Genomic DNA, 24,430 nt, shown 5'->3' with positions numbered 1-24,430 from the left:
ATCCCAATGCAGCAGTGGAAGCGCTTACTTGCGCGGCTTTCGGATCGTTTCTTTGCCTCCGTTCCCGACACAGTCCGGGAAAGGGTCGAGGCCTATGCGCCGAAGGCCGTCCTAAAGATCGTCTCACACAATCCGCATCCCGTGCATCCGCCTGACACGTCCATGCGGCGGATGGCTCACGCGGCTTCGCACGAGGCGGTGGACGAGGCCATTCGTCGTAGCCAACGGTGGATTCTGGATCGCCAGCATCCGGTAGAGGGTTTCTGGGTCGCCGAACTCGAGGCGGACACGACGCTCACGTCGGAATACCTCATGCTCCGCCGATTCCTCAACGTCTCGGATCCGGAGCGCGAACGAAAAGCGGTTCGCTATCTCAAAGCCACGCAGTTACAGGACGGCGGCTGGCCGATCTATTCGGGCGGGCCGTCAGAAATCAGCGCCTCCGTGAAGGCCTACTTCGCGTTGAAGCTTTCGGGCGTCTCGCCGGCAGAAGCCTTCATGCTGCGCGCGCGCGACGGCATTCTGGCTAAGGGTGGGGTGACGGAAGCCAACGTCTTCACCAAGATCACTCTGGCACTGTTCGATCAGTATGATTGGCGTGGTGTCCCCAGTATGCCGCCCGAGATCATGCTGCTGCCCAAAAAGTTTTATTTTAGCCTCTACCAAGTGTCCTACTGGACGCGGGTGGTGCTGATCCCCCTGCTGGTGATCTTTGCGCACCGGCCGGTCTGCCGGATTCCTGAGGAACAGGGCATTGCGGAGCTCTACGCTATCCCGCGCGAAAAGGTGTGCTATGACCGCGTGCCACCGTTCCGGAAGGACGCGGCCTGGTTCACGTGGAAGAATTTCTTTATCTCGCTCGACAAGGTGCTCAAGTTCTACGAGCGGCTGCGCTACCAGGCGTTCCGTGAGACAGCGGTCCAGAAGGCGATCGTCTGGATGCTGGACCACATGCGCGGCAGCGGGGGGCTCGGCGCCATCTATCCGGCCATGGCGAATTCCGCCATGGCGCTGCATTGTCTGGGCTACAGCGCGGACCATCCGCTACTAGCCAAGGCGCTTAATGAAATCGAGGATCTCGAAGTCTATGAAACGGTTCGTGAAGGAAAGGTGCAGATCGAGACGCTGCATCTGCAGCCCTGCTTCTCACCGATCTGGGACACGTCGCTGTCTGTGAACGCGCTGATCGAATCGGGGCTACCGCAGACCCATCCCGCGCTACTCAAAGCCGGCGAATGGATGATCTCCAAGCAGACGACGACGGACGGCGACTGGAAGGAATCCTCCGCTCCGGACGCCGAGCCTGGCGGCTGGTATTTTCAGTTCGAGAACGAACGCTTTCCGGACGTGGACGACTCGGCCGTCGTGATCATGGCGTTGGCCAAGCTCAAGATGACCAACCGGGAGGCGCAGGTGGAGTCCCTCCGCCGCGGCTACCGGTGGGTGCTCGCTATGCAGAGCGCCGAGGGCGGCTGGGGCGCCTACGATGTGGACAACAATCACATGATCTTCAACGTCATCCCCTTTGCCGACCACCGAGCGCTGCTCGATCCGCCGACGGAGGATTTGGCCGGGCGCTGCCTGGAAATGCTGGGCGTGCTGGGCTATGACCGCACGCATCCGGCCGCAAAAAAGGCGCTGGCGTTCATCAAGAAGAAACAGGAGGCGGACGGCAGCTGGTACGGGCGCTGGGGCGTGAATTATATCTATGGCACCTGGTCGGTGCTGGCCGGTTTGCGGGGAATCGGCGAGGACATGTCCTCGCCCTACGTTCGCCGCGCCGTGCAATGGCTGGAGTTGAAGCAGAATCCCGACGGTGGCTGGGGTGAGTCATGCCTCTCCTATGCTGATCAGAGCCTGGCTGGCCGCGGCGAGAGCACGCCGTCGCAGACGGCCTGGGCGCTCCTGTCGATGCTGTCGGCGGGCGTGGCGGATTCCATCAGCGTGGTCCGCGGGATCAATTATCTGCTGCGCCATCAACGGGAGGATGGCTCGTGGAAGGAGATTCAGCACACGGGCACCGGCTTCCCGCGAGTGTTCTATCTCCGCTACCACTGGTACTGCCAGTATTTCCCGTTGTGGGCGCTGTCGATGTATCGGAATATTCGGGCGCGCGGGACCACGCGGGCGGACGAATTGCGGCAGGCCGTGCGCGCAGCGGGCACGTTTGGGCCTAGACTCTGAGCCCGCCTCCCGCCAACGTCCGTGCACTGCATGAAGCAGGTCGGAATTTTTACAGCGACGCGGTGGGAGTGTGCCGCGATCAGGCGGGTGCTGGACGATGTTCGGCGGAATGACCATGACGGCACGCGCTGTTGGCTGGGACGTCGGGGCCGTCAGGAGATTGTGCTGGTGCAGACCGGCGTGGGGCTCGACAAGGCGGCCGCCGCCTGCCATTCGGTGTTGCAGAAGTATGAGATCGGGCTGGTTGTCTCGGCTGGTTTGGCGGGGGCACTGACGCCGGCTCGGATCGGCGAGCTCCTGATCGGGACGGATGTCCGGATCGAAGCGGACGACCGCGCCGCGTGCGAGCGCATGCGTCACACCTGCTCGAGCGAAGCCGTGACGTCGGTGCAGCAAACGGCGGCGCGTATGGCAATGCCGACGCACATCGGCTCGTTCGTGACGTCGCTGCGTATCTTGTGGCATGCAGCGGAAAAGCAGGCAGTGGCGGAACGGACGGGCGCCATCGCCGTGGACATGGAAAGCGCGATGCTGGGGGCGGGGGCGGCCGGGCTGGCGATTCCGTTTGCGATCGTGCGGCACGTCTCCGATCTGCGGGACGAAAGCCTGCCGGTGGACTTAAATCTGTTCACACGGCCGGCCGACCGGCTCACCGGTGTGGTCGCCTGCGTCGCCAACCCATCGTGCTTGGCGGGGTTGTGGCGGTTGCGGAGGCAGATGCACGCGGCGACAGAGGCGATGAGCCTGTTTTATTCCCGGTGGCTTGACGAGCTGTCGGAGAGCGGGAAGGGTTGATGTGACAACGGTGATTCAACGACTGGGCGCCACGGGGCTTGCCATCATTCAGGAAATGGGGCGAATGCTTCTGTTTCTGCTCTCGACGTTCGGCTGGATGACGCGCCCGCCGTTCCGGTTTTTTCAGGCCGTCAGGCAGCTGCATTTCATCGGTTTCAAATCCACCTTCGTCATCGTGCTGACCGCGGTGTTCACCGGCATGGTGCTGGGGCTCCAGGGTTATTACACGCTGAGAAAATACGGTTCGGATGCGGCACTGGGTACGGCGGTGGCATTGAGTATCATCCGTGAATTGGGGCCGGTGCTGGCGGCGCTGATGGTAACGGCGCGGGCAGGCTCGGCCATGACGGCCGAGATTGGCATCATGCGTATCACCGAGCAGATCGATGCGCTGGATACGATGGCGGTCAATCCGCTGCAGTATCTGATCGCACCCAAGATCCTGGCCAGCCTGATCGGCGTGCCGCTGTTAGTGGCGCTCTTCGACGTCGTCGGCATCTACGGTGGTTACGTGGTAGGCGTGGATCTGCTTGGTGTCAACGCGGGGGTATACTGGAATTCCGTTGAGACGGCGGTGGAATGGAAGGACGTCTACGGCGGCATCTGGAAATCGATCAGCTTCGGGCTCATCTTGAGCTGGGTCTGCTGCTACAAGGGCTATTACACGGAGATGAGCGCGGAGGGGCTGGGTACGGCGACCACGCGGGCGGTGGTGCTGTCCTCGGTGTTGATTCTCGTGTGGGATTATTTCCTGACGTCGGTGCTCTTGTGAGGACGGGTGAGGCCAGGGGTGCGGTTGAGTTTTGGAAAGAAAATGTCGGACCCCGCAGGCGCACTCTGACCGGGGGCGATTTATGATCAAGCTGGTCAATGTCCACAAGACGTTCGGCAAACAGCCCGTGCTGCGCGGCGTGACGCTGGAGATTCCTAAGGGGAAGCTCACGACGATCATCGGCCGCAGCGGCGAGGGCAAGAGCGTGCTGCTCAAGCACATGATTGGCCTGCTGCAGCCGGATCGCGGCGAAGTGTGGGTGGAAGGCACGGAAATCTCCCGGCTGCATAGCAAGGCGCTCAATGATGTGCGGAAGCGCTTCGCGATGCTCTTCCAGGGGGCCGCGCTCTTTGATTCGTTGAGCGTCTTCGACAACGTGGCATTTCCGCTTCGCGAGAAGCTGCGGGCGCCGGAGCCGGAGGTCGCGCGGCGTGTGGAAGAAAAGCTCGATCAGGTGGGGCTGGCGGGCATGGGACACAAGTTTCCAGCGGAACTCTCCGGCGGCATGAAGAAACGGGCGGGCTTAGCGCGTGCGCTGGTAATGGAGCCGGAAATCATCCTGTTTGATGAGCCTACCACCGGGCTCGATCCGCTCATGGCGAACACGATTCACGAGCTGATCCTGGCGATGCACCGGATGTTCGGCTTCACGGCGATCATGGTCAGCCATGAGATTCCGGAGATCTTTGGCATTTCCGATTGGGTGGCGATGCTGGAGCAGGGGCGGATCGCCGCAATGGCCCCTTCGGCCGAGTTCCAGCGCATCGACAATGCCTCAATTCAAGAATTCATCACCGTCGGCGGGACGGTGCCCTCGAAACGTTAACGGACGGAGTCTGAGGATAAACATGGAAAAAGCCAAACTCGAACTGGTGGTCGGTGTCTTCGTGCTAATCGGCATCGGGTGCCTCGGCTACCTGTCGATCAAGCTCGGCAAGCTCGAGGTGATCGGCGGGGACCGTTACCACATCGAAGCCGAATTCGACACGGTGTCCGGTCTGCGGCCGGGCGCGACGATTGAAATCGCCGGTGTGGAGGTCGGGCGGGTGCAGTCGATTCGGCTCAAGCAGGACCGCGCGGTGGCGACCTTCGCGGTCAACCAAGGTATCACGCTCTATGACGATACGATTGCGTCGGTCAAGACACGGGGGATCATCGGGGAGAAATTCGTATCGTTGTCGTTGGGTGGCGGCGGGTCCGAGTTGAAGCCGGGCGGGCGGATCCGTGACACGGAGTCTGGGCTGGATCTGGAGGAACTGGTTAGTCAGTACGTGCATGGCAAGGTGAAGTAATCCTAAGAAGGGTAAGCGTAAGGAAGGCGGACCATGAAGCGATTCATCGTGAGTATGATCATCGGATGCGCGTTGGCGTGGCCAGGGGCGGTCTGGTCGGGTGAGACAGCGACGGAGGCCATCAAGCGCAGCATCGACACGCTGATTCAAGTGCTGTCCGACGAGGCGCTGAAGAAGCCCGATCGGGTGGCGGAACGGCACCGGCAGATGGAGAAGATTATCAGCGAGCGGTTCAGCTACGAGGACATGGCAAAGCGGGCGCTGGGGGCGCAGTGGGCCAAGCTGGACGAACAGCAACGGACAGAATTTGCGGATCTGTTCAGGCAGCTGCTGACGAATTCCTATGCTGACCGGATCGAGGGCTACTCAGGCGAGCAGGTTCACTATCTCAATGAGCGCAAGGAAGCGGACTACGCCGAGGTTCGCACCAGGGTTTCCTCGGGCAAGGCGGACATCCCCCTGGACTACCGTCTGCTCAACAAATCCGGCGACTGGCGCATTTATGATGTGGTGGTCGACGGCATCAGCCTCGTGAAGAACTATCGCAGCCAGTTTGAGAAGATCATCCGCACGTCCGGCTACGACGATCTCGTCAAGAAGCTCCGCGAGAAGTCTGATCAGTTCGTGAAGATCAAAGCGGACAAGCCGTAACGCATCCGTACGGACGTTCCCTTTCATGGCAAGCGTGATGTTCGGGCGGGCCCTGATTCTGGTGGCCGTGCTGGTGGCCACCGCGCCGTGGTCCGCCGAGACGGCGCGGGCCGACACCTCCTATTTTCCTGTTCCCACCGCGTCCACCACGCGTAACGATGGCAACGACGCCGGACTGATCGTACCGATCCTGGTGGCGGACGAGAGCGGGGAGCTCAAATACATTCATGCCCCGATGCTCATCCGCAATTCAATCGTGGGCGTGCGCGGCACCTACAATCTGTTCAAATACGACGATGGTGGGCGGCAGACGCGGTTTCAGGCCTCGCTCACAGAGCGGATCGAACGCAAACTGGTCTACAGTTACCTAGATCCGGCGCTGAGCGACGGGCGGTACGCCCTGGCCTTCGGCGGGTCATTTTTTAAGAATGCGACGTCCCGTTTTTTTGGCATCAGCCAGCAGACGGTCGATGAGAACGAGACCAACTATACGGCGCGCGAAGTCCGCGCCAACTGGAAGTTCGGCGCGTACCTAAACGAAGTCACGCAGGTGGCCATTGGGCAACGTTATCGAGAGGTCCGTATCCAGCGGGGCGGCGCCACGGAACTGCCCTACTCGATGGAGCGCTTCGCCAACGTCGACGGGATGCAGGGGGCGGCCATCTACGGGCACCGGATGACCTTTCACTACGATACGCGGGACAACCTCATATCGCCGACCGTCGGGACGCAGGTCACCGGCTTTGCCGAGTTGAACCAGAATTTTCGCAATGGGACGCATCCGGTGTACACCCGGACCGAGCTGGAGATCAAGAAACTGTTCCCGAGCGAAACGAAAAAAATGATTTTGGTCGTGCGGGCTGATTTTCAGACGACACACGGCTTCCAGGTGCCGTTTTACGAACGGAGTTCGCTCGGCGGCCAGAACAATCTGCGCGGGTACGGCACGGACCGGTTCATTGACAATCACCTGGCCGTGCTCAACATTGAACAGCGCATTCACATCATGCGCGCGCGGGTAACGAACGTCATGGCTGAGTTCGAAGTGGCGCCATTCGTAGACATGGGCAAGACGTTCAATACGTTCCACAAGCGTCTGCTCAAGGACTATGAGGTGACGCCGGGGATCGGGTTCCGGGGCATCGTCCGTCCCGGTACGGTCGGCCGAATTGACTGGGGGTACAGCAAGGAGGGTGGGGCGGTGTTCGCGGGGCTGGATTATCCTTTTTAGTGTGTCGTCATGCGGGGTGATGAGGTTTTTCAACTGTCACCTATCGGTTTTGACCGTGCCCTCTAAGGCTCGAAAAGCCTAAGGCCTTGACAGAAAAAGGATTTCTGTGACAAATTGTCTCTACAAATTTCTCAAAACGACCGCTACACGCAGGTCCTGGGCACGCTTCCGGTGTGTCCTTACCATTAATGATCCCCCCCCCACGTGTCGCGGGACTAAAGGAGTCTGGTGATGTCATCGCTTAAGAAGATCAACGGTCCGTCCGACCTGAAGCGGATGACCCCCGGGGAGTTTCCGGCCCTGTGCCAGGAAATTCGCGAGGAGATTATCTCCGCCGTCTCCAGCGTCGGCGGGCATCTCGCCTCGAATCTCGGCGTCGTCGAATTGACGGTGGCGATGCACTACGTGTTCGAGGCGCCCGAAGACCGGATCGTTTGGGATACCAGCAACCAGGCCTACACTCACAAACTGTTGACCGGTCGCCGCGAGCAATTTCGCACGCTCCGCCAGTCGGGCGGGTTGAGCGGATTCTGCAAGCGCGAAGAGAGCGGCTATGACACGTTCAACGCGGGCCATGCGGGCACTGGCGTATCGGCCGCCTTCGGCATGGCCGAGGCGCGCGACCAGAAGAATGAGCACCATAAGGTCGTCTGCGTGGTCGGCGACGGTGCGATGACCTCCGGCATGACGCTTGAGGGCATGCACCACGCAGGCGGTTCCAAGCGCGACTTCCTGGTGATTCTCAACGACAACCAGATGTCGATTTCGAAGAACGTCGGCGCCATTTCAGCCTATCTCAACCGCACTTTTACCGGTGAGTTCTACACCAAGATCAAGGAAGAGGCGCGGCATTTGCTTCAGGCAATCCCCCACATCGGTCGGGACGTGCAGAAGATGGTGTATCGTGCCGAGGAATTGGCCAAGGGCATGATTCTGCCGGGGCTGCTGTTTGAAGAATTGGGCTTTCAGTATGTCGGCCCGATCGACGGACACAACTTCGAGCATCTGTTGCCGATTCTCGACCATGTGAAGAAGCTCAAGGGGCCCGTCCTGCTGCACGTGATCACCAAGAAGGGCCTCGGTTACGAGCCGGCGGAAAAGAACCCCGTCTGGTTCCATGCCTGCCCGGCCTTTGTACGCGAAACTGGGGCGCCGGCGAAAAAGCCGTCACGACTCAGCTACACGGCGCATGCAGTCGAGGCGCTGACAAAGATGGCGCGCGAGGACAAGCAGGTTGTGGCGATCACCGCGGCCATGTGCGAAGGCACGGGTCTGACGGCGTTCGAAAAAGCATTTCCGGACCGGCTCTATGACGTCGGCATCGCCGAGCAGCATGCAGTCACCTTTGCCGCGGGTCTGGCCACGCAGGGCATCAGGCCGGCTGTGTGCATGTACGCGACGTTTCTCCAGCGCGCCTACGACCAGGTTGTGCACGACGTGGCAACGCAGAACCTGCCGGTGGCATTTCTGATCGACCGCGGGGGGCTCGTCGCCGAAGACGGCACGACGCACCACGGCGCATTCGACTATGCCTTTCTACGGCACGTGCCGAACATGGTCGTCATGGCGCCAAAAGACGAAAACGAATTGCAGCATATGGTGAAAACCAGCCTGACGCATAACGGACCGATCTCTGTGCGCTATCCGCGTGGGACCTGTCTTGGCGTGCCGATGGACCAGGAGATGAAGACGCTGCCGATTGGCAAGGGCGAACTGCTGAAAGACGGGACCGATCTCGCCATCGTGGCGGTCGGTGTCACCGTGTGGCACGCAGTGCATGCGGCCGAGCGGCTGGAGAAAGAGGGGCTGTCGGTGGCGGTGGTGAACGCGCGATTCGTCAAGCCCCTAGATCACGACTTGATCGGAGCGCTGGCCAGGCGTGTGCGGTGTCTGGTCACGGTTGAGGAAGGCTCCACAATGGGCGGGTTCGGGTCTGCGGTGTTGGAGTCTCTGTCCGAGCAGGGCATCACCAACATCTCGACGAAACTCTTGGGACTACCCGACTGGTACATCGAGCAGGGGCCGCAGGAGATGCTCCGTGAAAAGTACGGCTTGACGGAAGACGGTATCTATAAGGAAGCGAAGGCTCTGTGGACCCGTATGACCACAGCCCCCGGGGCGGTGTCTTCGGCAGCGTCCAACCGTCTACGCGCCGTGCAAGGCGGCAAGGGCGTGTCGTTTCCTGGCTTGAAGGGCGCGGACGGAGACGAGCAGGGAAGTTAGACCTCGTCACACACGGCACGCTTCACGAACGACGCGATACGGTTTAACGATATGCAGATCACGCGGCGAAAAACAAAACAGGTCAAGGTTGGGAAGGTAAAGATCGGCGGCGACGCACCGATCGCCGTCCAGTCTATGTGTTCGACTGACACCCGCGACGTGCGGGCGACTGTCGAGCAGATCCAGCAGCTCGAAGCGGTCGGCTGTGAACTCATCCGCGTGGCCGTGCCCGATATGGAAGCCGCGGCGGCACTGCCCAAGATCAAGGCGCAGATGACCGTGCCGCTGATCGCCGACATTCACTTCGACCACAAGCTGGCGTTGGAAGCGGCCAAGACCGTGGATTGCGTCCGCATCAATCCTGGTAACATCGGGGCCTGGTGGAAGGTGCAGGAAGTGATTAAGGTGGTGACTGAGCGCGGGATTCCACTCCGCATCGGCGTCAACGGGGGATCGCTGGAACGTCCGCTGCTGGATAAATACGGTTGGCCGAGTCCGGAAGCGCTGGCTGAATCGGCCTTGAATGCGGTGCACGCGCTTGAGGACGAGGGCTTCACCAACATGAAGGTATCGCTCAAGGCGTCCGACGTCAGGCACGCGATCGATGCCTATTGGATGTTCGCCATGCAGTCGGACTATCCACTTCACATCGGCATTACAGAAGCTGGGACGGCCATGACCGGCGCCGTGAAGTCGGCCATTGGATTAGGCTGGCTACTTTCGCAGGGCATCGGGGATACGTTACGCGTATCGCTGGCGGCGGATCCGGTCGAGGAAGTCAAGGTCGGCTTCGAAATTCTCAAATCGCTCGAACTACGCCACCGCGGCATCAACGTGATCGCCTGCCCGACCTGCGGCCGCGTCGAAATCGATGTGATCCGCATGGCCAACGAGCTGGAGAAGAAACTGGCACATATCAAGGCACCGCTCAATGTCTCGGTGCTGGGTTGTGTGGTCAACGGCATTGGCGAAGGCAAGGAAGCCGACATCGGCATTGCGGGCGGTCAGGGCGTTGGGATTCTCTTCAAGAAGGGCAAGCTGGTTCGCAAGGTGCCGATGGACCAGTTGCTGGACGTGCTGATTCCGGAAGTCGAGATCATGGCAAAGGAAAAAGAAACGGAAGAGGCCGGCGGGGAGGTCGCGCCGGCACCGCATCATCAGGATGACAATGGCCTGACTGAGTGGATGCAGGCGCAGCAGGGTCCGGATTCTTCTTCAGCGCGCCGCGAGATTCCCGTCCTGCCCAATAAACGGTAGCCATTATCGCCGGTCTGCTTCGGGAGCTCTCCATTCTCACTGCGCAACTCTGTTATAATGCCCGCCGAAGGCGCCGTACCCAAGTGGTAAGGGAGCAGTCTGCAAAACTGCGATGCGGCGGTTCGAACCCGCCCGGCGCCTCCACTCCGCGCGCCCGCGCAAGTGTTCATTTGCGATATCCAGGAACTGAGGCGCTACGAAGCGTGTCGCCTCGGGATTATTATCGTACGCGAGTATTGGGCGCGACACAAAATACTCAGGTGGCAATCCCGCCGGCAGTACCGCGCCAGTTGTTCCAACGAACCTAGCACCGGAAGCGGTGCCGCGCTCGCGCGGCGGTCAAGCCGAGGGAGCGCGCGATAATAAGAAGGCGCTCAGGCTACGTTGGAGGCAGGATCGCCGCCCGTTCATTGACGAATCAAAAAGGCGGGTGATACTATTCCTCCCGTCTGTAGCAGGGCTGGGCCGCCCAACGGGCAGTCCTCAACGACAATCAAGGAGTTTCATGGCCGTTCCCGTGTCCCAGATGTATACGGTTGCGTCCTATGTGCTGACGCAGAAGGTGAAGGGCGTGAAGCGCTACCCGCTCGTGCTAATGCTGGAGCCGCTCTTCCGCTGCAATCTGGCTTGCGCGGGGTGTGGGAAGATCCAGTATCCAGATTATGTGCTCGACAAACACCTGTCGCCGGAACAGTGCTGGGCGGCGGCCGAGGAATGCGGGGCGCCGATCGTGGCCATTCCCGGTGGGGAACCCCTAATTCATCCGGAAATCGGGCGGATCGTTGAGGGGTTGCTGAAACAGAAGAGGTATCTCTACGTCTGCACCAACGCAATTTTGCTGGAGCGCAAGCTCAAGGAGTTTACGCCGTCCAAGTATTTAACCTTCAGCGTTCATATGGACGGGTTGAAAAGCGAGCATGACCTGGCTGTCTGCCGTGACGGCGTCTACGAGATTGCCGTCAAGGCGATCAAGGAGGCCCTGAAGCGCGGGCATCGCGTGACGACGAACACGACGCTGTTTGACGATGCCAGCCCGGATCGCGTCCGGAAGTTTTTCGACGAGATGATGGATCTGGGCGTGGAAGGGATGATGATCTCGCCCGGCTACAGCTATCAGAAGGCACCGGACCAACAGCACTTCCTCAAGCGCGCTCGGACCCGAGAGCTTTTTGCCAAGATCCTTAGTCGGCCTAAGTGGGGTTGGAAGTTCAATCAGTCGCCGCTTTTTCTGGACTTCCTAATGGGAAAGAAGGAGTACGCGTGTACGCCTTGGGGCAATCCCACCTACAACGTGTTCGGCTGGCAGCGGCCCTGCTATCTGTTGCAGGACGGCTACGCGAAGACCTTCCGCGAGTTGATGGATACAACGGAGTGGGATCACTACGGCACCGGGAACAATGAAAAGTGCGCCGAGTGCATGGTCCATTGCGGCTATGAAGCCTCGGCCGTCAATGATACGTTCGGTACCGTGTCAGGGTTTGCGCGCACCGCAAAGCTCACGCTGATTCCGACCGCGCGCTAGTAGGGCGGGCTCCCCCTCTCATGACCGACACCAAAAACCACACGGCGGCCGGCCAGTCGCCCGAAGGGCGGACGTTTCGCCCGGCATCCCCTGCGGAAACCGCCAAGGCAATCGAGCAGGCCTTTGACTATCGTGGCGACGTGACACTGACGCTGGTGTCGGGCGAAACAGTAGTCGGCTACATCTATAACCGCGAGTCTGCTGGGTCCTGTCCGGTACTCCACATGTTCCCTTCATCGGGTGGAACTAGGACAATTTCCTATGCCAATGTCACCGCCATTGCCTTCACGGGCGAGGATACGGCTTCGGGAAAATCCTGGGAGGCCTGGGCAACCAAGAAGGAATCGGATCGGCGTGCCGAATCGCAGCGCGTTGAGGCTGAAGCCAGGGCACGCGGACATTTGTAAGGCGCATTCCTTCCTCGCTCGTACTGGCCGCTCCCAATTTGTCTCTTGCTCCTACGGCTGACTTCGGAGCGGTCCCGCGCAGGGCAGTGATCCTACAAAATGCATAAACCCTGAAACAGCACTGTCGATTCACGGGAGCAGTTTGGTCCCGTGGCTCATTGACTTGATTTGGTAGCTATGCTAAATCGATAAGGGAGACGTAGTGATAGGAAGCGCGACATACGGGCAGATCACGCGGAAGCTGGCAGCGGGCTTGCTCAGCGTGCTGTTCGCCAGTGCTTCGGTAGTGTGGGCGACGCATGAGGTGGACCATCGCTTCACTATCGAGGGGTTTGTTTGCCGAGACAATCGCCAGCCGGTTGCCGGCACGCAGGTCATGGCCAAAGATACGCGGGTGTCGGTCGGCGCGAACGTGCTGACGGACGACCGCGGCTACTACAAAGTCACGCTACACCTCCACAACGACAACAAAGGCGATCCAATCCTGGTCACCGCCCAGGGTGTGGAACAGCGGATCACGGCGCAGTTTGATGTCAAGGATATCCAAAGCGAGCGCAAAGTGGCAGTCAATTTCGGCACCGGGTGCGAAACGGCATCCGATAAGCCGCCGGCCTGGTTTTATTATGGAGCGGGTGCGGTGGTAGTAGCGGGCGTCGGCTTCGCACTGATGGGAAAGCGTAAAAAGCATCCAAGGGGCGGTAAGGGAAAAAATCGGTAGCAATTCAGCGAGCAGCAGAATCAGTTTAGAAAGGGGAAGGTGGATTGTATGACTTCTAAGACATGGCTTCATACGGTGATGTTTTTCGGAGTGGTTGGGGCCGGCGCGCTCCTCTCAGGCTGCGGGGGCGAAGGCGGGGGTGAGGGGCCGATCGTGGCGCCGCCCGATCCTCCGGCCGAGTACGCCGACAAGCATATGCCGGCGGAGTGGTGGGCTGACGATAAGATCGTGGAAGAGGGCCGCAAGCTGTTCATTGGGGAAACCAACCCGGACGTGAATTGCGCCAGTTGCCACGGCAAGGACGGCAAGCCGGTCAAGGCGGGCGCGCGCGATTTCCGCGTCACGGAACGTATGAAACTCTATTCAGACTCGGTTTGGTTCTGGCGCGTTGCCGAGGGTGTTCCAAACACCAAGATGAAGGCCTGGAAGAGTAAGCTTTCCGAAGAGGACCGGTGGAAGCTGGTCGCCTTCGAGCGCAGTTTTGGTCTGAAGGGCCAACAGTGGAATGCGAGCAAGAAGGCGTGGGAGCCGGTGCACTACGAGGCCGGAGCGGCTCCGACGGCCGACGCCAAGGATGCGAAGGGCGCAGCCCCGGCTGCGGACACAAAGAAGTAGGTTGAGGTGCAGGAGAGGAGGGCGACGGATACCATGAAAACGTGGCAGCGGAGTCTTCTGATGCTCGTTGGCCTACTGGCGGTCTGTGGCGCCACGGCCTACGCCCAGGTGCCAAGCGCGCCGGTGGCAGAGTTTCCATATACTGGTAACCGCACGGCGGTCTGGATCGTCGCCCAACTCCACATCCTGTTCGCCGGGTTCATTCTTGGCGCGCCGATCTTTGTGGTGATCTCGGAGTGGCTGGGATATCGCAAGCAGGACCCTCGATACGACCGGCTCGCCAAGGAAGTGATCAAGGTCACGGTCATTCTCTACAGCATGACCGCGCTGACCGGCGGCCTGTTCATCTTCGTGCTGCTAGCCACTTATCCCCAGTTCACAACGTGGCTCATCAATCACTTCTTCCTGATCTTCGCCGTTGTCTACCCGTTATTGTTCATCGCGGAGACGATCGTCCTCTACATGTATTTCTATACGTGGGATTCGTGGAAGGGGGACAAGAAGGCGCGGCACATCGCGTTGGGCGTCCTGCTGAACATCATCGGCACGGTCACGCTTTTTGTGATCGATGGACCGACCTCGTTTATGAACACGCCGGTCAAGGCCGAGGGCGTCTCGGTCGTTGAATTCATTCAGACGGCCACGCTGTGGGACAAGATTTTCAACTACAGCTGGATGCCACTCAACCTCCATCGCCTGGTAGGGAACGTAACGTTCGGGGGGTTTATCACCGGGTTGATCGCGGCGTACCTCTATATGTTCTCGAAGTCCGACGAGGAGCGGGCCTATTACGATTGGATGGGCTTTGTCGGTAACATGATCGGCGTGGGCGCGTTGCTGTTCCTGCCGTTCATGGGCTACCTCTTGGCCTACGAACTCTGCGACTATGACGCGTCGATCTGCCCCTACATGATGGCCGATCAGCTCTCGATGTTCTTCGAGATGCAGGGAGCCATGATCGGTCTGATCTTCCTCGCAAGCAACTATTATATATGGTTGAGCATGAAGCGCATCGAGGGGGTGGAGCGGGTACGGATTACCGTGCTCGCCGTGCTGGTCATGGTGGCGCTGCCCTTTGTCATGACCTACACGTGGACGCTGTTCCCAGTACCTGACCCCAGGTCGATGGCCGTGCTGGTGCCGCTGGTGCTCATCCCGGTTGTACTGGGGCGGTTTATTCCGTTCACGGTGTCATCCCTCACCGCGATCAAGGTGTCGTTTTTGATGGTGATCGTGGGGAATGCCATCTGGATGACGCCCCACGGATTCGTGGCGACAGGGGCCAAATTAGTTGAGGAACTGGAACTGCCCAGCGCGTGGAATTTCCTGGCGCTGATGCCAGCGAAGAACTCCGCGGCGATCACGCTGGTGTTTGTGACCGTCGTCAGCTACATCATTTATAACCGGGCTATTACGCAAGGCACAATCGTGTGGGGGAAGATCGACTTCGCCTCCCAGTTCGTGCTGATCTTCCTGGCGTTCAGCGCGATCTGGACTATGGGGTTGATGGGAGCGGTCCGGTCCCTGCTGCGTAAGTACTTTCACACGTACAATCTGGTGCCTGACTTCACGGTGGAATCGTTTACGCCCACACTGGCCTATTCGGCTTGGTGGATCACGGGCATTACACTGGTGTTTTATCTGGTCGTCAGTTTTGCGATCATCCTGACGCTGCGTGTGGCCCAGCCGAAGGGGCATGTTCACGAGGGCAGCCCGGTTCCGGCCGGCGCCAAGTAGCGCGAGCCGCACTTCATTTTTGATAGAGGGTGGTATGAGCGAGCAGCCAAGTTTTCTCAGCAGTGTGATCAAGAAGGGAATCGTCGGAGCGATCATCGGCGGTGCGTTCTTCGGCGCCGCCACAGTACTTGGGTTTCCGCTAATCTTCCGCTACATGTTCGTGGCCTATACCATGCTGGGCACGGCGGTATTCATCCTGCTGGATGCGCCGCCGGTGCCGGCCTTGAGCGGGTTCAAGGCCGTTGTGGCGCTGCTAGCCTTCTATCTGGTGCTCTCGGTGGTCTACATCGGCGGCGCGTCGCTCTGGCCGCAGTACGACCCGGAGGACGAAAAGGGGAAGATTGCCAAGCTGCTGGAGGCCAAGAAGCGGGCGTCCGAGCAAGGTAAAGCCGAAGAATTGCTGGCGCGGGCCAAGGCACTCGATGAAAAAGCGACGGGCATCATGGCGCGCATTCAGACGCTGGGCGGACCGACGGAAGTGGCGCCGGCAGGCAGTGGGGGCAAGTCGGGCGGGGTCGGGCTCGTAGCCGGCGACGTCATTGCACTGGGCAAGGAACAGTGGCAACTGCAAGAGTGCTACAACTGCCACAAGCTTTTCGGCGAGGGCGGGAAGAAGCGCGGTCCGGAACTAGATAACATCGGCAATCTGCTCAAGCTGGACGAGCTCAAACAGAAGATCGTCGATCCGCAGAGCTGGATGGCCGAAGGCTTCGAGAAGGAATACGAGAAAAAGAAGATGCCAGATAAATATAAGGAACTAATGGAGGAGAAGGACATCGACGCCCTGGTGGCCTTCCTCGCCACGCTGAAAAATCCTTCGGTGAATACGCCGAAGCCAATCAAGAAAAAGTAGCATGCAGCAGCCGAAGCTGAAATCAAAGGTGCGGTGCAGCGATCGCGAGGTTGGCGAGGTCACGCACGTCATCGTCGATCCGCTTACGCACGAGCTGAGCCACATCGTCGTCGGGGGTAACGGCGCACCGCCCCGCCAGATTCCCATGGCGGAGGTGCAGTCGGTGGCCGGCGATTTGGTCCAGTTGCGGTCAGCTGCCAGCGCGCTAATGCAGTTCCCCGCGCTCAAACGCGACGACTACGTGACGACCCACGAAGTCGAGATTGCCCATCTCGAGGACCATCTTCATGTGCAGCCAGGCGAGGTACTGGTGCCGCTGCCGCCACTCGAGCGGAGCGTGCCGCGGCGCATGTTCTTCGCGAATTTTACGCATGCAATCGGTGGGCTGATCGGCCTGCTCATGGCTTTCCCGGTGCTCCGCTACCTGATGAAGCCGATGTACGCGCCGTTCGACAACGGATGGCTCAAGATCGGCAACGTCAGTAAGATCAAGGCGGATGATGTGGGCATCCAGTTTAAGTACAAGAAGAAGGTCAAGGAAGCGTTCATGCCCGAGGCCGAGATCGACAAGAACGTCTGGATTCTCAAGGCGTCATCGAGCGTGCTCGAGGACGTTTATCAAGGCAAGGACATAGAGTTTCGGGACTCGTCGGGCAGGGTGGTCTGGACCAATAAGAAAAACGTGCCCTACGTGGTGTTCTCCGGTAAATGCCCACATCTGGGGTGCGGCTACAAGTGGCGCAAGGTGCCGAAGCTGGGCAAGGAAATCTTTCTTTGCCCCTGCCATCTGAGCATCTATGACCCGGCGGGCAAGGTGCTGGATGGGCCGGCCCCGCGGGCGCTGGACACGCTGCCGATCCGCGTGGACGCAGGCGGCAACATCGAAATCATCGACATGGAATTCAAGGCCGGCACCAAGGCTCAGATTCGGATTGTCTAAATGAGCGCCGAACCCAAGCTGCTTGAAAAAGTGATCGCCTTTGTCGATGAGCGGGTGGGTCTGAAGACTCTCCAGGCCAAGATGCTCAACGAGCCCGTTCCTGGCGGGTCGCGCTGGGCTTATGTCATGGGCTCCTGCCTCCTGTTCATCTTCATCATGCAGGCGCTCACGGGCATGCTGCTGATGTTCTACTACGTACCCAGTGCCGACCATGCTTACGCCAGCACGCAGTTCATCATTCACGAGGTGGATTACGGCTGGTTTATCCTCAGCTATCACTTCTGGGGCTCCTCGGCGATGGTGGTGATGGTTTTTGCACACATGTCACAGGTCTTTCTCTGGGGCGCGTATAAGAAACCACGCGAGATGATCTGGCTGGTTGGATTAGCTCTATTCGGCATCGTCATGGGCTTCGGGTTCACCGGCTATTTGCTGCCGTGGGACCAGCGCGCCTATTGGGCCACGACTGTCGGAGTTGAGATCATGGACAAAACGCCGCTCGTCGGCGATTTTATGGCGCGGTTTCTCAAAGGCGGGGCCACGCCGGGGCAGATGACACTGACGCGGTTTTTCGTCATTCACGTCATGATCCTGCCGGCGGCGCTGATGGGCTTGGCGGGGCTACACCTGTTCCTGTTCCGGTCGGCGGGGCCGGCTGGTCCGTTCCGCGGCACACCTGAGGAGATCAACGCCAAGACCGACTACTTCTTCCCGCGACAGATCTGGAAGGACATGGTGGCAATGGCCGCTGTGTTCCTCACGATTTGCGCGCTAGCTCGGTGGGAGCCGGTAGTGTTGCTGGAAGAGGCGACCCCCGACCCTGGTGACTACCATCCGGAGCCGGAGTGGTACTTCCTGTTCCTATTCCAATTGCTGCGCTTGAAGGTTTTTGCCGGTGAGTTCGGACAGTTCCTGGGCGCCATTGCGCTGCCTGGCGCTTTCATGGCCCTGCTGGCGGCGTTGCCGTTTATCGACCGTAGCCCAGAACGCAATATTTTTAAGCGGCCCCTCGCGCTAATCGGCTGGATCGTTGTCATGGCCAGCATTTTGATCTTTACCGTGTCCGCGATCATTAATCGTGAATTTTTAGACTAGGGTCGCATGGCCTCATTCAGGACCGGACTTTCGCTTCTCTGGGATGCCTGCTGGACGGGCATTCCCATCAAGCTCGCACTGGCCTTGGTGTTGATGATGATGGGCTCCTTGCAACTGGAGGCCAAGGCGGGTCTGGCGCTGCTGCTACTTTTTGCCAGTCCGGTGACGGTGCTGGGATTGCCGTTTGCGCAGGCTGCACTGGATCTGCATCTGAGCGAAGGTGTCGGATTGGGCCTGCTGTTTCTCCTGGCCATCCCGATCGACATCTGGGCGTTGGGCGTAACAGGTAAAACGTTCTTCCTTGAAAAACTCCGTGTGGAGCCGACGGATGGTCTGGGCGCGGCGCTCTGGGGGCGCATTGCGGGCTTTGGGCTGGTGTTTTTCCCATTGCTCTGCATCGTGCTGGCCGGCATGCCGGTCCTCAAAGGCAGTGTCGACAGCGCGCCAGAAATCGTTGCAACTGTGGTCACCGGTGGAGCGGTGGGCATTGCCAAGGCGGTCACGCAGGCGGTCCTGGAGTTCGGCCCGCTCAAGGCGCTGCCGGTTGCCGAGCGGATCAGTGTGGAGTTCACCCTCTGGGGCAGTGCGGCGGCGTCCGTGTTGCTGGCGTTACTCGTGATCGGATGTTCTGTAGTTGGGTGGATGGTGCAGCGCGTGGCAGATGGCAACCGTCCTACCGGAGCTGCCTATTCGGAACTCATCACCCGTTGGGATTTGATGCGCGTCCCGGCTGATCAGCCGTTGATGCTGATCGCGTTTTCAGCCGCCGGAGCGATGCTGGTATTTCTGCTGTGGGCGACGATTCCCGTCACCACGCCGCATCCGCACGAATCGTACAAAAAAGATGAGCAAAAGGCGCCGCCTCCATTCAAGCCTGCCGACGCCTTGCAAAAAGCCGATCGTATCCTGACGCAGGCTGAAGCCTCCGTGCAGGCGCTGGAAGAACAGGCGAAGAATAACAAAAAGACCAGGGCCCCTGAAAAGAAGCTGGCCGCCGGCAAGTCGAAGGCCTGACCAGCACTGGCGTGAAGGAGTTGTTCATGAGGCATGACAGGTTGTCAGGAGAGCAGGGTTCGCGCCGGGGCTGGTGGATGCTGTCCATCGCCGGATTGGCGTTGCTGGCTGGCGCGCTGGGGTTTCCCGTGGCGGGCTGGGCAGAGGAGGCGGCTCCTCAGGCGGCGACGGCCTACCGAGACCTTCCGCAGTTAGGCGGCAGTCGGAATATCGTCTGGGTCGTTGCCCAGCTCCATCTGTTGCTGGCTGGTTTCGTGCTGGGTGTGCCGATTTTTGCCTGGCTCTGCGAAGTCGTGGGCTGGAAGACCGGCGAAAAGCGGTACGACAAGCTGGCCAAGGAGTTCACCAAGCTCCTGACCTCTTCTTATGCAACGACGGCCCTGTTTGGCGGCATCCTCCTGTTTTTGCTGATCGGCTTTTACCCTAAGCTAATGGCCTATCTGTCGGATATCTTCTTCCCGTCCTTCGTTGTCTACTGCCTGCTGTTCCTGCTGGAAACGGCGACGCTCTATCTCTATTGGTACGGCTGGGATGTCATGCAGGATGGCGGCAAGAAGACGTTCCATATTTTTCTGGGTTTCCTGCTAAACGTCTTTGCGTTCTTCATCATGGTCGTGCCGAACTCCTGGGCGACCTTTCAGGCGAGCCCCGTCGTCATTTCGGAAGGCACGGACCTGCAGCGTGCCTGGGCGGCCACGTGGAATCCGACGTGGTGGCCCGTTAACATCCACCGCCTGATCGCCAACGTTGTCCTGGGAGGGTACATCTGTGGCGCCTACGCCGGGGTGCGCTACCTGTCGGCGAAGACGCCGGAGGAGCGTGAGCACTACGACTGGATGGGCTATGTCGGGAACTTTATCGGCGTCTTCGGCCTGCTGCCGCTGCCCTTCGCAGGCTACTGGTTGATGCGGGAAGTCTATCAGTACAATCAGCAGATGGGCATTACGCTGATGGGCGGATTCCTCTCCTGGCTGTTCATCCTGCAAGCCATGCTCATCGGCGTGCTATTCCTCGGTTCAAACTACTATTTCTGGCTAGGTATTACGCACCGCATTCCCGGATCGGAGCAGCAATACAAGAAGCCGATCATGGCGATGCTGGTGATTCTCTTGTTGTGCCTGGGTGTGTGGATGACGCCACACTCACTCGTGGCGAGCTTAGAGGAGGCACGCAAGCTGGGCGGTACACATCACCCGCTGCTCGGTGCTTTCGGTGTTATGTCGGCCAAAATGACGGTCGCCAATCTCATGATTCTGGTTACGTTCATGAGTTTCATCATGTACTGGCGCGCGGGCAAGGAGGAAACCGCTACCTGGGCCAAGATGGCCAAGTCGGTCATGAGCGGTGTGTTAGTCGTGGCAGCACTAGTTGTGATTGTGCTTGGCGTCTGGGGTTATTTTGTGCCGGCCATTGTCCGCATTAACTACTTCTCGGTGGCGCAGGTGCTGATCGTCCTCTTCGTCATGGTCACCATCACGCCACTGACCGCGTTGCTTCTCAAGAGCGCCAAGACGACCACGGAAATGATCTGGGGGCGTATGCCGCCTCGGGCCGGCTACGCGCTGGTGCTCAACGCGATCATGGTCATCCTGCTCATGACGCTGATGGGCTACGCGCGGTCATCGTCCCGCGTGCACTGGCACATCTATGGTGTGATGCGTGACTCGTCACCCTACGCCTATTCGCCAGCATTGGGATATGCGGCGGCCTTCATGTCGCTAAACACCTTCGCGTTCTGCATGCTCGTCGCTTTCATCTTTTGGGTGGCCACGATGGGGGACAAGGCGAAGGCGGGTGGCGGACATTAATTTGAACCTTCGATCTGACTAGCGGGGGCATATGAGCGAAGTTGCAATGCTGCAGTTAATCGGGCTGGGCGTCGTCGGAACGGGCGTCGCGATCCTGCTCTTTATCCAATCGCGCTTTCCGCGCGTGATTGGGTTCGTGATGATCGTCCTGGGGCTCTTCTCGCTGGTGGCCCTGAGCGTGCCGCAGATGGCCTCGCTGCCGCCGGTGGAGGAAAAGTTCGATGTGGCTAGCATCAAGACGGCCAATGACATGGCGGTGATCGGCCAGAAAATTTTCTTCAGCAAAGGCCAGTGCGCGCTGTGTCATTCAATCGGGCCCAGTGAAGCGGCGCGGTGCCCAGATCTCAAGGGCATCGGGGCCAAGCTGAGCCGCGAGTTCATGTACGAAAGTCTGACGCAGCCGCAGGCGTACATTTATCTGGATTACCGGCACGAGGGGGTTCCCAAGGAATATCCGGCCCGTATGCCGTATATCAACAAGAACCCGATCGGTCTGACCAAGAACGAAATTCTGTCGGTGATCGCATTCCTGCAGCAGATGAGCGGCGAGCCGATCACGGTCAGCCCGTCTGAAATCGAAGTGCCCGGCGGCGCGCCCGCTGCAGTTCCAGCAGCACCTGCGGTTCCAGGCAAGACGCCGGTCACGGACAAGGCGAAGCAGAAGAACATGAAGGCGGACGCAGGCCTGGTGGCCATGGTTCACGGGCAGTAACGGGAAGCGGGGAGGGCACACTCATGGGCGGAGCGTTGATCAAGCCGGCAATCCTCATCGCGGTCATCTATCTATTTCTAAAGCTGGTCGTGCCGAATCTGCCTGGTTCGGCTCCGCTGCCGGCGAGTCTCATCACGCTGTACATCGCACTGACCATCGCCGGGATTATGATTTTTAAGACCCTGACCGGCGGCTCCATGGAAGAGTTTCTTGGCCCAGTGTTCCGGTTTATTAGCGGAGAACGGCAGGCCGGGGCTATGCAAACGGCTCGTTTCGTCGTGCTGGCGCTCTTTCCGCTGTTCATCGGCTATGAGACCTACGCGAGCACGGCACCCAGCGCGTTGCCGCCGGCCGAAAATCGGACCATCCACCCGGCGCCGCCGGGTGAGTTTACGGGGCTGTCGAATCCCGTGCCGAATACGCCGGAGAACATTATGCAGGGGAAGGGATTGTACGCGGCCTATTGCTCTCCCTGTCATGGCCAGTTTGACGGCAAGGGGCCAGCCGCGCGCGGCTTCAATCCTCCCCCGGCTAATTTCAAGGACCCCACGACGATCGCGATGTTGCAGGAAAGCTATCTGTTCTGGCGCATCAAGAAGGGCGGCGTTGGCCTTTCTGTCGAGGGCATGCCGTGGAAGTCCGCCATGCCGCGGTGGGAGGTCGAGTTAAAAGACGAGCAAATATGGAAGATCATCATGGGCGAGTACGACGGGGCGGGTCAGAAGCCCCGGACGTGGGAGTAAGGGGATCATGACGAATCAGACGGCACTCTGGAGAGCGGGACTCGCAGGCGCGGCGCTGCTGGCTAGCACGGCGGGGGTGGGCTCCGCGTGGGCGCAGGAGAGCGTGGCGGTGCGGGCGGCGCTGGTCAGCTCGGTGCCCGATGATCCCACGGCCGCAGCGTGGAATTCCGCCGTGGCGGCGCAGTTCCCTATGTCTCCCCAGGTACACTGGCAGCCGCGGATTCAGGAAGCGACGGTGAAAGACGTCAAGGTCCGCGGGCTTAGCGACGGTAAGCAGGTTGCGATCCTGCTGGAGTATGAGGATCCGACGCAGGATGCGGACGATGCTGCCGCAATTGAATTCATGGTCGGCGACAAGAAGGCGCATTTTGCGCACGGGCAGCCGATGGGACAGGTGGAAGGCGGACCAGTTAACATCTGGTATTGGAAGAACAAGGATGGCAAGGCGCTCGATATGACGGCCAAGGGTTTCGGGACGTTGAAGGTCCAGGATTCCCAGGATGTCACGGGCAAGAGCGTCTATGAGAATGGCAAGTGGAAGGTGGTCTTTAAGCGAGCGGTCATCACCGACGACAAGGAGCACGATACCCAATTCCAGCCAGGCACGTTTAGCAATATCGCTTTTGCCATTTGGGACGGTCAGAAGGACCCTGCCAGCGGCGAGCTAAGGGAAAAGGGTGGGCAGAAGGCGGTGTCGTCCTGGTGGTATTTCAGGGTCGATCCGCCGGCAGACTATTCGCCCGCTCTCTATGCCGTGCTGGCAATCGGGCTTGCCGCCGGATTTGAGTTCGTGGTGATCCGAAAGCTGAAGAAAGGGCCGGCGGCATGAACATGAACAGGGGAATGGCAATCCACAAACTTGCGGTCGTAGGCGTGCTGGCGACGATTGCCGCCGGAGCCGGTGTGGCCGGGTGCGCCCTGTTCCAGAACGAACAGGTGGCCAAGGGGAAAAATCTGTACGCGCACTATTGCATGCACTGCCACGGCGAGCACGGACGCCAGAACGAGGGCTATAACTGGGCAAAGATGCCGGACCCGCGCCCAAAAGATTTGTCCAATAAGAGCGAAATGTCTACGTACAAGGACGAGGAAATCTTTAATACGATTTGGCGCGACATGAAAGACACGACGCCAGACAAGGGCGACAAGATCGGCGACGACGAATTCGCCGTGCCGACCATGCCGACGTTGAAATACACGTTGTCTGAAGAGGAAGTTTGGTCGATCGTGGCGTATGTCCGGACGCTCCACGGCATGAAGTCTGAGTTCGACATCGCTGGGCGGATGAAGAAGCTCGAAAGCGAGAAGGTGACGGCGCAACAGCAATTCGATCAGGTTAAGCAAACATTTGAAGCTGCCCAAAAAAAAGCTGACGACGAGGCCGAAAAGAGCGGGAAGGATACGGACGAGGCGGTCTATGCAAAGGAGCAGGATGCCTTTGTGAAAGCCAAGAAGGTGCTTGATGTCGCGCAGGCCGCCGTGACCAATTTCAAGGAGCGGCCCAAGTTCGCGGCGGTGCCAAGACCTGATCTAACCATGAAGCCGGAACAGGTTGACAAACTGGTCGAGCATGGCAAGCAGTTGTACACGAATAAATATGGTTGCAATGCCTGTCACCGGGTAGGTGAGGCGGGAGGGGCCGTGGGGCCGGCTCTGGACCGCGCGGGGTTCCGCCTGAATCCGACGTGGGTCTACCGATGGATTAAGTATCCGCAGGCCATGAAGCCGACTACGCGCATGCCGAATCTTGGTTTGAGCGACGAGGATGCCAAGGCGGTCACCCTGTATGTCGCGACGCTGCGCGCGCCGAAGCCCGAAAACCCGATTCAAAAGGCGGGGCAATAGGCCCCGCCTCATTTCT

General features: G+C 59.6%; 23 protein-coding genes and 1 tRNA gene. All 24 read left to right on the top strand.

Annotated features, from left to right (window positions below; translation table 11 throughout):
- Window positions 1–6: 6 nt before the first annotated feature.
- The 24 genes from shc to FJ248_01050 all read left to right on the top strand — a co-directional run bounded on the left by shc (window position 7) and on the right by FJ248_01050 (window position 24,414).
- A complete protein-coding gene (gene shc, locus FJ248_01165; GenBank protein ID MBM4119496.1) occupies window positions 7–2,184 on the top strand; it encodes a squalene--hopene cyclase in 2,178 nt (725 codons plus the stop codon).
- Window positions 2,185–2,214: 30 nt separating this feature from the next.
- Window positions 2,215–2,979: a hypothetical protein gene (locus FJ248_01160; GenBank protein MBM4119495.1), complete on the top strand. Its 765-nt coding sequence runs from the start codon at window positions 2,215–2,217 to the stop codon at window positions 2,977–2,979.
- A 1-nt stretch (window position 2,980) separates the two neighbouring features.
- Window positions 2,981–3,751 carry an ABC transporter permease gene (locus tag FJ248_01155; protein ID MBM4119494.1) on the top strand — a complete coding sequence of 257 codons (771 nt, stop codon included), beginning with the start codon at window positions 2,981–2,983 and terminating at the stop codon, window positions 3,749–3,751.
- 82 nt (window positions 3,752–3,833) lie between these two features.
- Window positions 3,834–4,577 (top strand): ABC transporter ATP-binding protein, encoded by a 744-nt coding sequence (locus FJ248_01150; protein ID MBM4119493.1) that lies wholly within the window; start codon window positions 3,834–3,836, stop codon window positions 4,575–4,577.
- A gap of 22 nt (window positions 4,578–4,599) precedes the next feature.
- Complete coding sequence (gene mlaD / locus FJ248_01145; GenBank protein ID MBM4119492.1) at window positions 4,600–5,043, top strand: outer membrane lipid asymmetry maintenance protein MlaD; 444 nt, start codon at window positions 4,600–4,602, stop codon at window positions 5,041–5,043.
- Window positions 5,044–5,076: 33 nt separating this feature from the next.
- Window positions 5,077–5,694 carry an ABC transporter substrate-binding protein gene (locus FJ248_01140; GenBank protein ID MBM4119491.1) on the top strand — a complete coding sequence of 206 codons (618 nt, stop codon included), beginning with the start codon at window positions 5,077–5,079 and terminating at the stop codon, window positions 5,692–5,694.
- Between the two features lie 25 nt (window positions 5,695–5,719).
- Window positions 5,720–6,925: a hypothetical protein gene (locus FJ248_01135; GenBank protein MBM4119490.1), complete on the top strand. Its 1,206-nt coding sequence runs from the start codon at window positions 5,720–5,722 to the stop codon at window positions 6,923–6,925.
- A 231-nt stretch (window positions 6,926–7,156) separates the two neighbouring features.
- A complete protein-coding gene (gene dxs, locus FJ248_01130) occupies window positions 7,157–9,148 on the top strand; it encodes a 1-deoxy-D-xylulose-5-phosphate synthase (GenBank protein MBM4119489.1) in 1,992 nt (663 codons plus the stop codon).
- Between the two features lie 51 nt (window positions 9,149–9,199).
- On the top strand, window positions 9,200–10,405 hold the full coding sequence (gene ispG / locus FJ248_01125) for a flavodoxin-dependent (E)-4-hydroxy-3-methylbut-2-enyl-diphosphate synthase (protein ID MBM4119488.1): 1,206 nt from the start codon (window positions 9,200–9,202) through the stop codon (window positions 10,403–10,405).
- A 69-nt stretch (window positions 10,406–10,474) separates the two neighbouring features.
- Window positions 10,475–10,549 (top strand) — tRNA-Cys (locus FJ248_01120).
- Between the two features lie 361 nt (window positions 10,550–10,910).
- Window positions 10,911–11,927, top strand: coding sequence for an adenosyl-hopene transferase HpnH (gene hpnH, locus FJ248_01115; GenBank protein MBM4119487.1), 1,017 nt, complete (start codon window positions 10,911–10,913; stop codon window positions 11,925–11,927).
- A 20-nt stretch (window positions 11,928–11,947) separates the two neighbouring features.
- Complete coding sequence (locus tag FJ248_01110; protein ID MBM4119486.1) at window positions 11,948–12,334, top strand: hypothetical protein; 387 nt, start codon at window positions 11,948–11,950, stop codon at window positions 12,332–12,334.
- Window positions 12,335–12,536: 202 nt separating this feature from the next.
- Window positions 12,537–13,052, top strand: coding sequence for a carboxypeptidase regulatory-like domain-containing protein (locus FJ248_01105; protein ID MBM4119485.1), 516 nt, complete (start codon window positions 12,537–12,539; stop codon window positions 13,050–13,052).
- Window positions 13,053–13,100: 48 nt separating this feature from the next.
- Window positions 13,101–13,667: a cytochrome c gene (locus tag FJ248_01100; protein MBM4119484.1), complete on the top strand. Its 567-nt coding sequence runs from the start codon at window positions 13,101–13,103 to the stop codon at window positions 13,665–13,667.
- A 33-nt stretch (window positions 13,668–13,700) separates the two neighbouring features.
- The gene (locus FJ248_01095; GenBank protein MBM4119483.1) at window positions 13,701–15,404 is read left to right on the top strand and encodes a hypothetical protein; all 1,704 of its coding nucleotides are present in this window, start codon (window positions 13,701–13,703) and stop codon (window positions 15,402–15,404) included.
- A complete protein-coding gene (locus tag FJ248_01090) occupies window positions 15,364–16,257 on the top strand; it encodes a c-type cytochrome (GenBank protein ID MBM4119482.1) in 894 nt (297 codons plus the stop codon). The genes FJ248_01095 and FJ248_01090 overlap by 41 nt, the downstream gene beginning before the upstream one ends.
- 1 nt (window position 16,258) lies before the next feature.
- The gene (locus FJ248_01085) at window positions 16,259–17,197 is read left to right on the top strand and encodes a ubiquinol-cytochrome c reductase iron-sulfur subunit (GenBank protein MBM4119481.1); all 939 of its coding nucleotides are present in this window, start codon (window positions 16,259–16,261) and stop codon (window positions 17,195–17,197) included.
- Window positions 17,198–18,292 carry a cytochrome bc complex cytochrome b subunit gene (locus FJ248_01080; GenBank protein MBM4119480.1) on the top strand — a complete coding sequence of 365 codons (1,095 nt, stop codon included), beginning with the start codon at window positions 17,198–17,200 and terminating at the stop codon, window positions 18,290–18,292. It abuts the gene before it with no gap.
- A 6-nt stretch (window positions 18,293–18,298) separates the two neighbouring features.
- Window positions 18,299–19,306, top strand: a complete 1,008-nt coding sequence (locus FJ248_01075; GenBank protein MBM4119479.1) for a hypothetical protein — start codon at window positions 18,299–18,301, stop codon at window positions 19,304–19,306.
- 26 nt (window positions 19,307–19,332) lie between these two features.
- On the top strand, window positions 19,333–21,114 hold the full coding sequence (locus FJ248_01070) for a hypothetical protein (protein MBM4119478.1): 1,782 nt from the start codon (window positions 19,333–19,335) through the stop codon (window positions 21,112–21,114).
- A 31-nt stretch (window positions 21,115–21,145) separates the two neighbouring features.
- Entirely contained in the window at window positions 21,146–21,826 is a 681-nt protein-coding gene (locus FJ248_01065; protein MBM4119477.1) for a cytochrome c, read from the top strand.
- 23 nt (window positions 21,827–21,849) lie between these two features.
- On the top strand, window positions 21,850–22,569 hold the full coding sequence (locus FJ248_01060) for a cytochrome c (protein MBM4119476.1): 720 nt from the start codon (window positions 21,850–21,852) through the stop codon (window positions 22,567–22,569).
- A 7-nt stretch (window positions 22,570–22,576) separates the two neighbouring features.
- Window positions 22,577–23,398, top strand: coding sequence for a hypothetical protein (locus tag FJ248_01055; GenBank protein ID MBM4119475.1), 822 nt, complete (start codon window positions 22,577–22,579; stop codon window positions 23,396–23,398).
- Window positions 23,395–24,414, top strand: a complete 1,020-nt coding sequence (locus FJ248_01050; protein MBM4119474.1) for a c-type cytochrome — start codon at window positions 23,395–23,397, stop codon at window positions 24,412–24,414. Before FJ248_01055 ends, FJ248_01050 begins: the two co-directional genes overlap by 4 nt.
- Window positions 24,415–24,430: the final 16 nt, after the last annotated feature.

Source organism: Nitrospira sp., assembly GCA_016873435.1.
Taxonomy (GTDB): domain Bacteria; phylum Nitrospirota; class Nitrospiria; order Nitrospirales; family Nitrospiraceae; genus VGXF01.
Note: the sequence above shows the minus strand (reverse complement) of the source record. Positions and strands in the feature narration are given on the sequence as shown.

Bases quoted from the DNA above. Each gene is read 5' to 3' on its own strand.
- shc (MBM4119496.1), top strand. From the start codon at position 7: ATGCAGCAGTGGAAGCGCTTACTTGCGCGGCTTTCGGATCGTTTCTTT.
- FJ248_01160 (MBM4119495.1), top strand. From the start codon at position 2,215: ATGAAGCAGGTCGGAATTTTTACAGCGACGCGGTGGGAGTGTGCCGCG.
- FJ248_01150 (MBM4119493.1), top strand. From the start codon at position 3,834: ATGATCAAGCTGGTCAATGTCCACAAGACGTTCGGCAAACAGCCCGTG.
- mlaD (MBM4119492.1), top strand. From the start codon at position 4,600: ATGGAAAAAGCCAAACTCGAACTGGTGGTCGGTGTCTTCGTGCTAATC.
- FJ248_01140 (MBM4119491.1), top strand. From the start codon at position 5,077: ATGAAGCGATTCATCGTGAGTATGATCATCGGATGCGCGTTGGCGTGG.
- FJ248_01135 (MBM4119490.1), top strand. From the start codon at position 5,720: ATGGCAAGCGTGATGTTCGGGCGGGCCCTGATTCTGGTGGCCGTGCTG.
- dxs (MBM4119489.1), top strand. From the start codon at position 7,157: ATGTCATCGCTTAAGAAGATCAACGGTCCGTCCGACCTGAAGCGGATG.
- ispG (MBM4119488.1), top strand. From the start codon at position 9,200: ATGCAGATCACGCGGCGAAAAACAAAACAGGTCAAGGTTGGGAAGGTA.
- hpnH (MBM4119487.1), top strand. From the start codon at position 10,911: ATGGCCGTTCCCGTGTCCCAGATGTATACGGTTGCGTCCTATGTGCTG.
- FJ248_01110 (MBM4119486.1), top strand. From the start codon at position 11,948: ATGACCGACACCAAAAACCACACGGCGGCCGGCCAGTCGCCCGAAGGG.
- FJ248_01100 (MBM4119484.1), top strand. From the start codon at position 13,101: ATGACTTCTAAGACATGGCTTCATACGGTGATGTTTTTCGGAGTGGTT.
- FJ248_01095 (MBM4119483.1), top strand. From the start codon at position 13,701: ATGAAAACGTGGCAGCGGAGTCTTCTGATGCTCGTTGGCCTACTGGCG.
- FJ248_01090 (MBM4119482.1), top strand. From the start codon at position 15,364: ATGTTCACGAGGGCAGCCCGGTTCCGGCCGGCGCCAAGTAGCGCGAGC.
- FJ248_01085 (MBM4119481.1), top strand. From the start codon at position 16,259: ATGCAGCAGCCGAAGCTGAAATCAAAGGTGCGGTGCAGCGATCGCGAG.
- FJ248_01080 (MBM4119480.1), top strand. From the start codon at position 17,198: ATGAGCGCCGAACCCAAGCTGCTTGAAAAAGTGATCGCCTTTGTCGAT.
- FJ248_01075 (MBM4119479.1), top strand. From the start codon at position 18,299: ATGGCCTCATTCAGGACCGGACTTTCGCTTCTCTGGGATGCCTGCTGG.
- FJ248_01070 (MBM4119478.1), top strand. From the start codon at position 19,333: ATGAGGCATGACAGGTTGTCAGGAGAGCAGGGTTCGCGCCGGGGCTGG.
- FJ248_01065 (MBM4119477.1), top strand. From the start codon at position 21,146: ATGAGCGAAGTTGCAATGCTGCAGTTAATCGGGCTGGGCGTCGTCGGA.
- FJ248_01060 (MBM4119476.1), top strand. From the start codon at position 21,850: ATGGGCGGAGCGTTGATCAAGCCGGCAATCCTCATCGCGGTCATCTAT.
- FJ248_01055 (MBM4119475.1), top strand. From the start codon at position 22,577: ATGACGAATCAGACGGCACTCTGGAGAGCGGGACTCGCAGGCGCGGCG.
- FJ248_01050 (MBM4119474.1), top strand. From the start codon at position 23,395: ATGAACATGAACAGGGGAATGGCAATCCACAAACTTGCGGTCGTAGGC.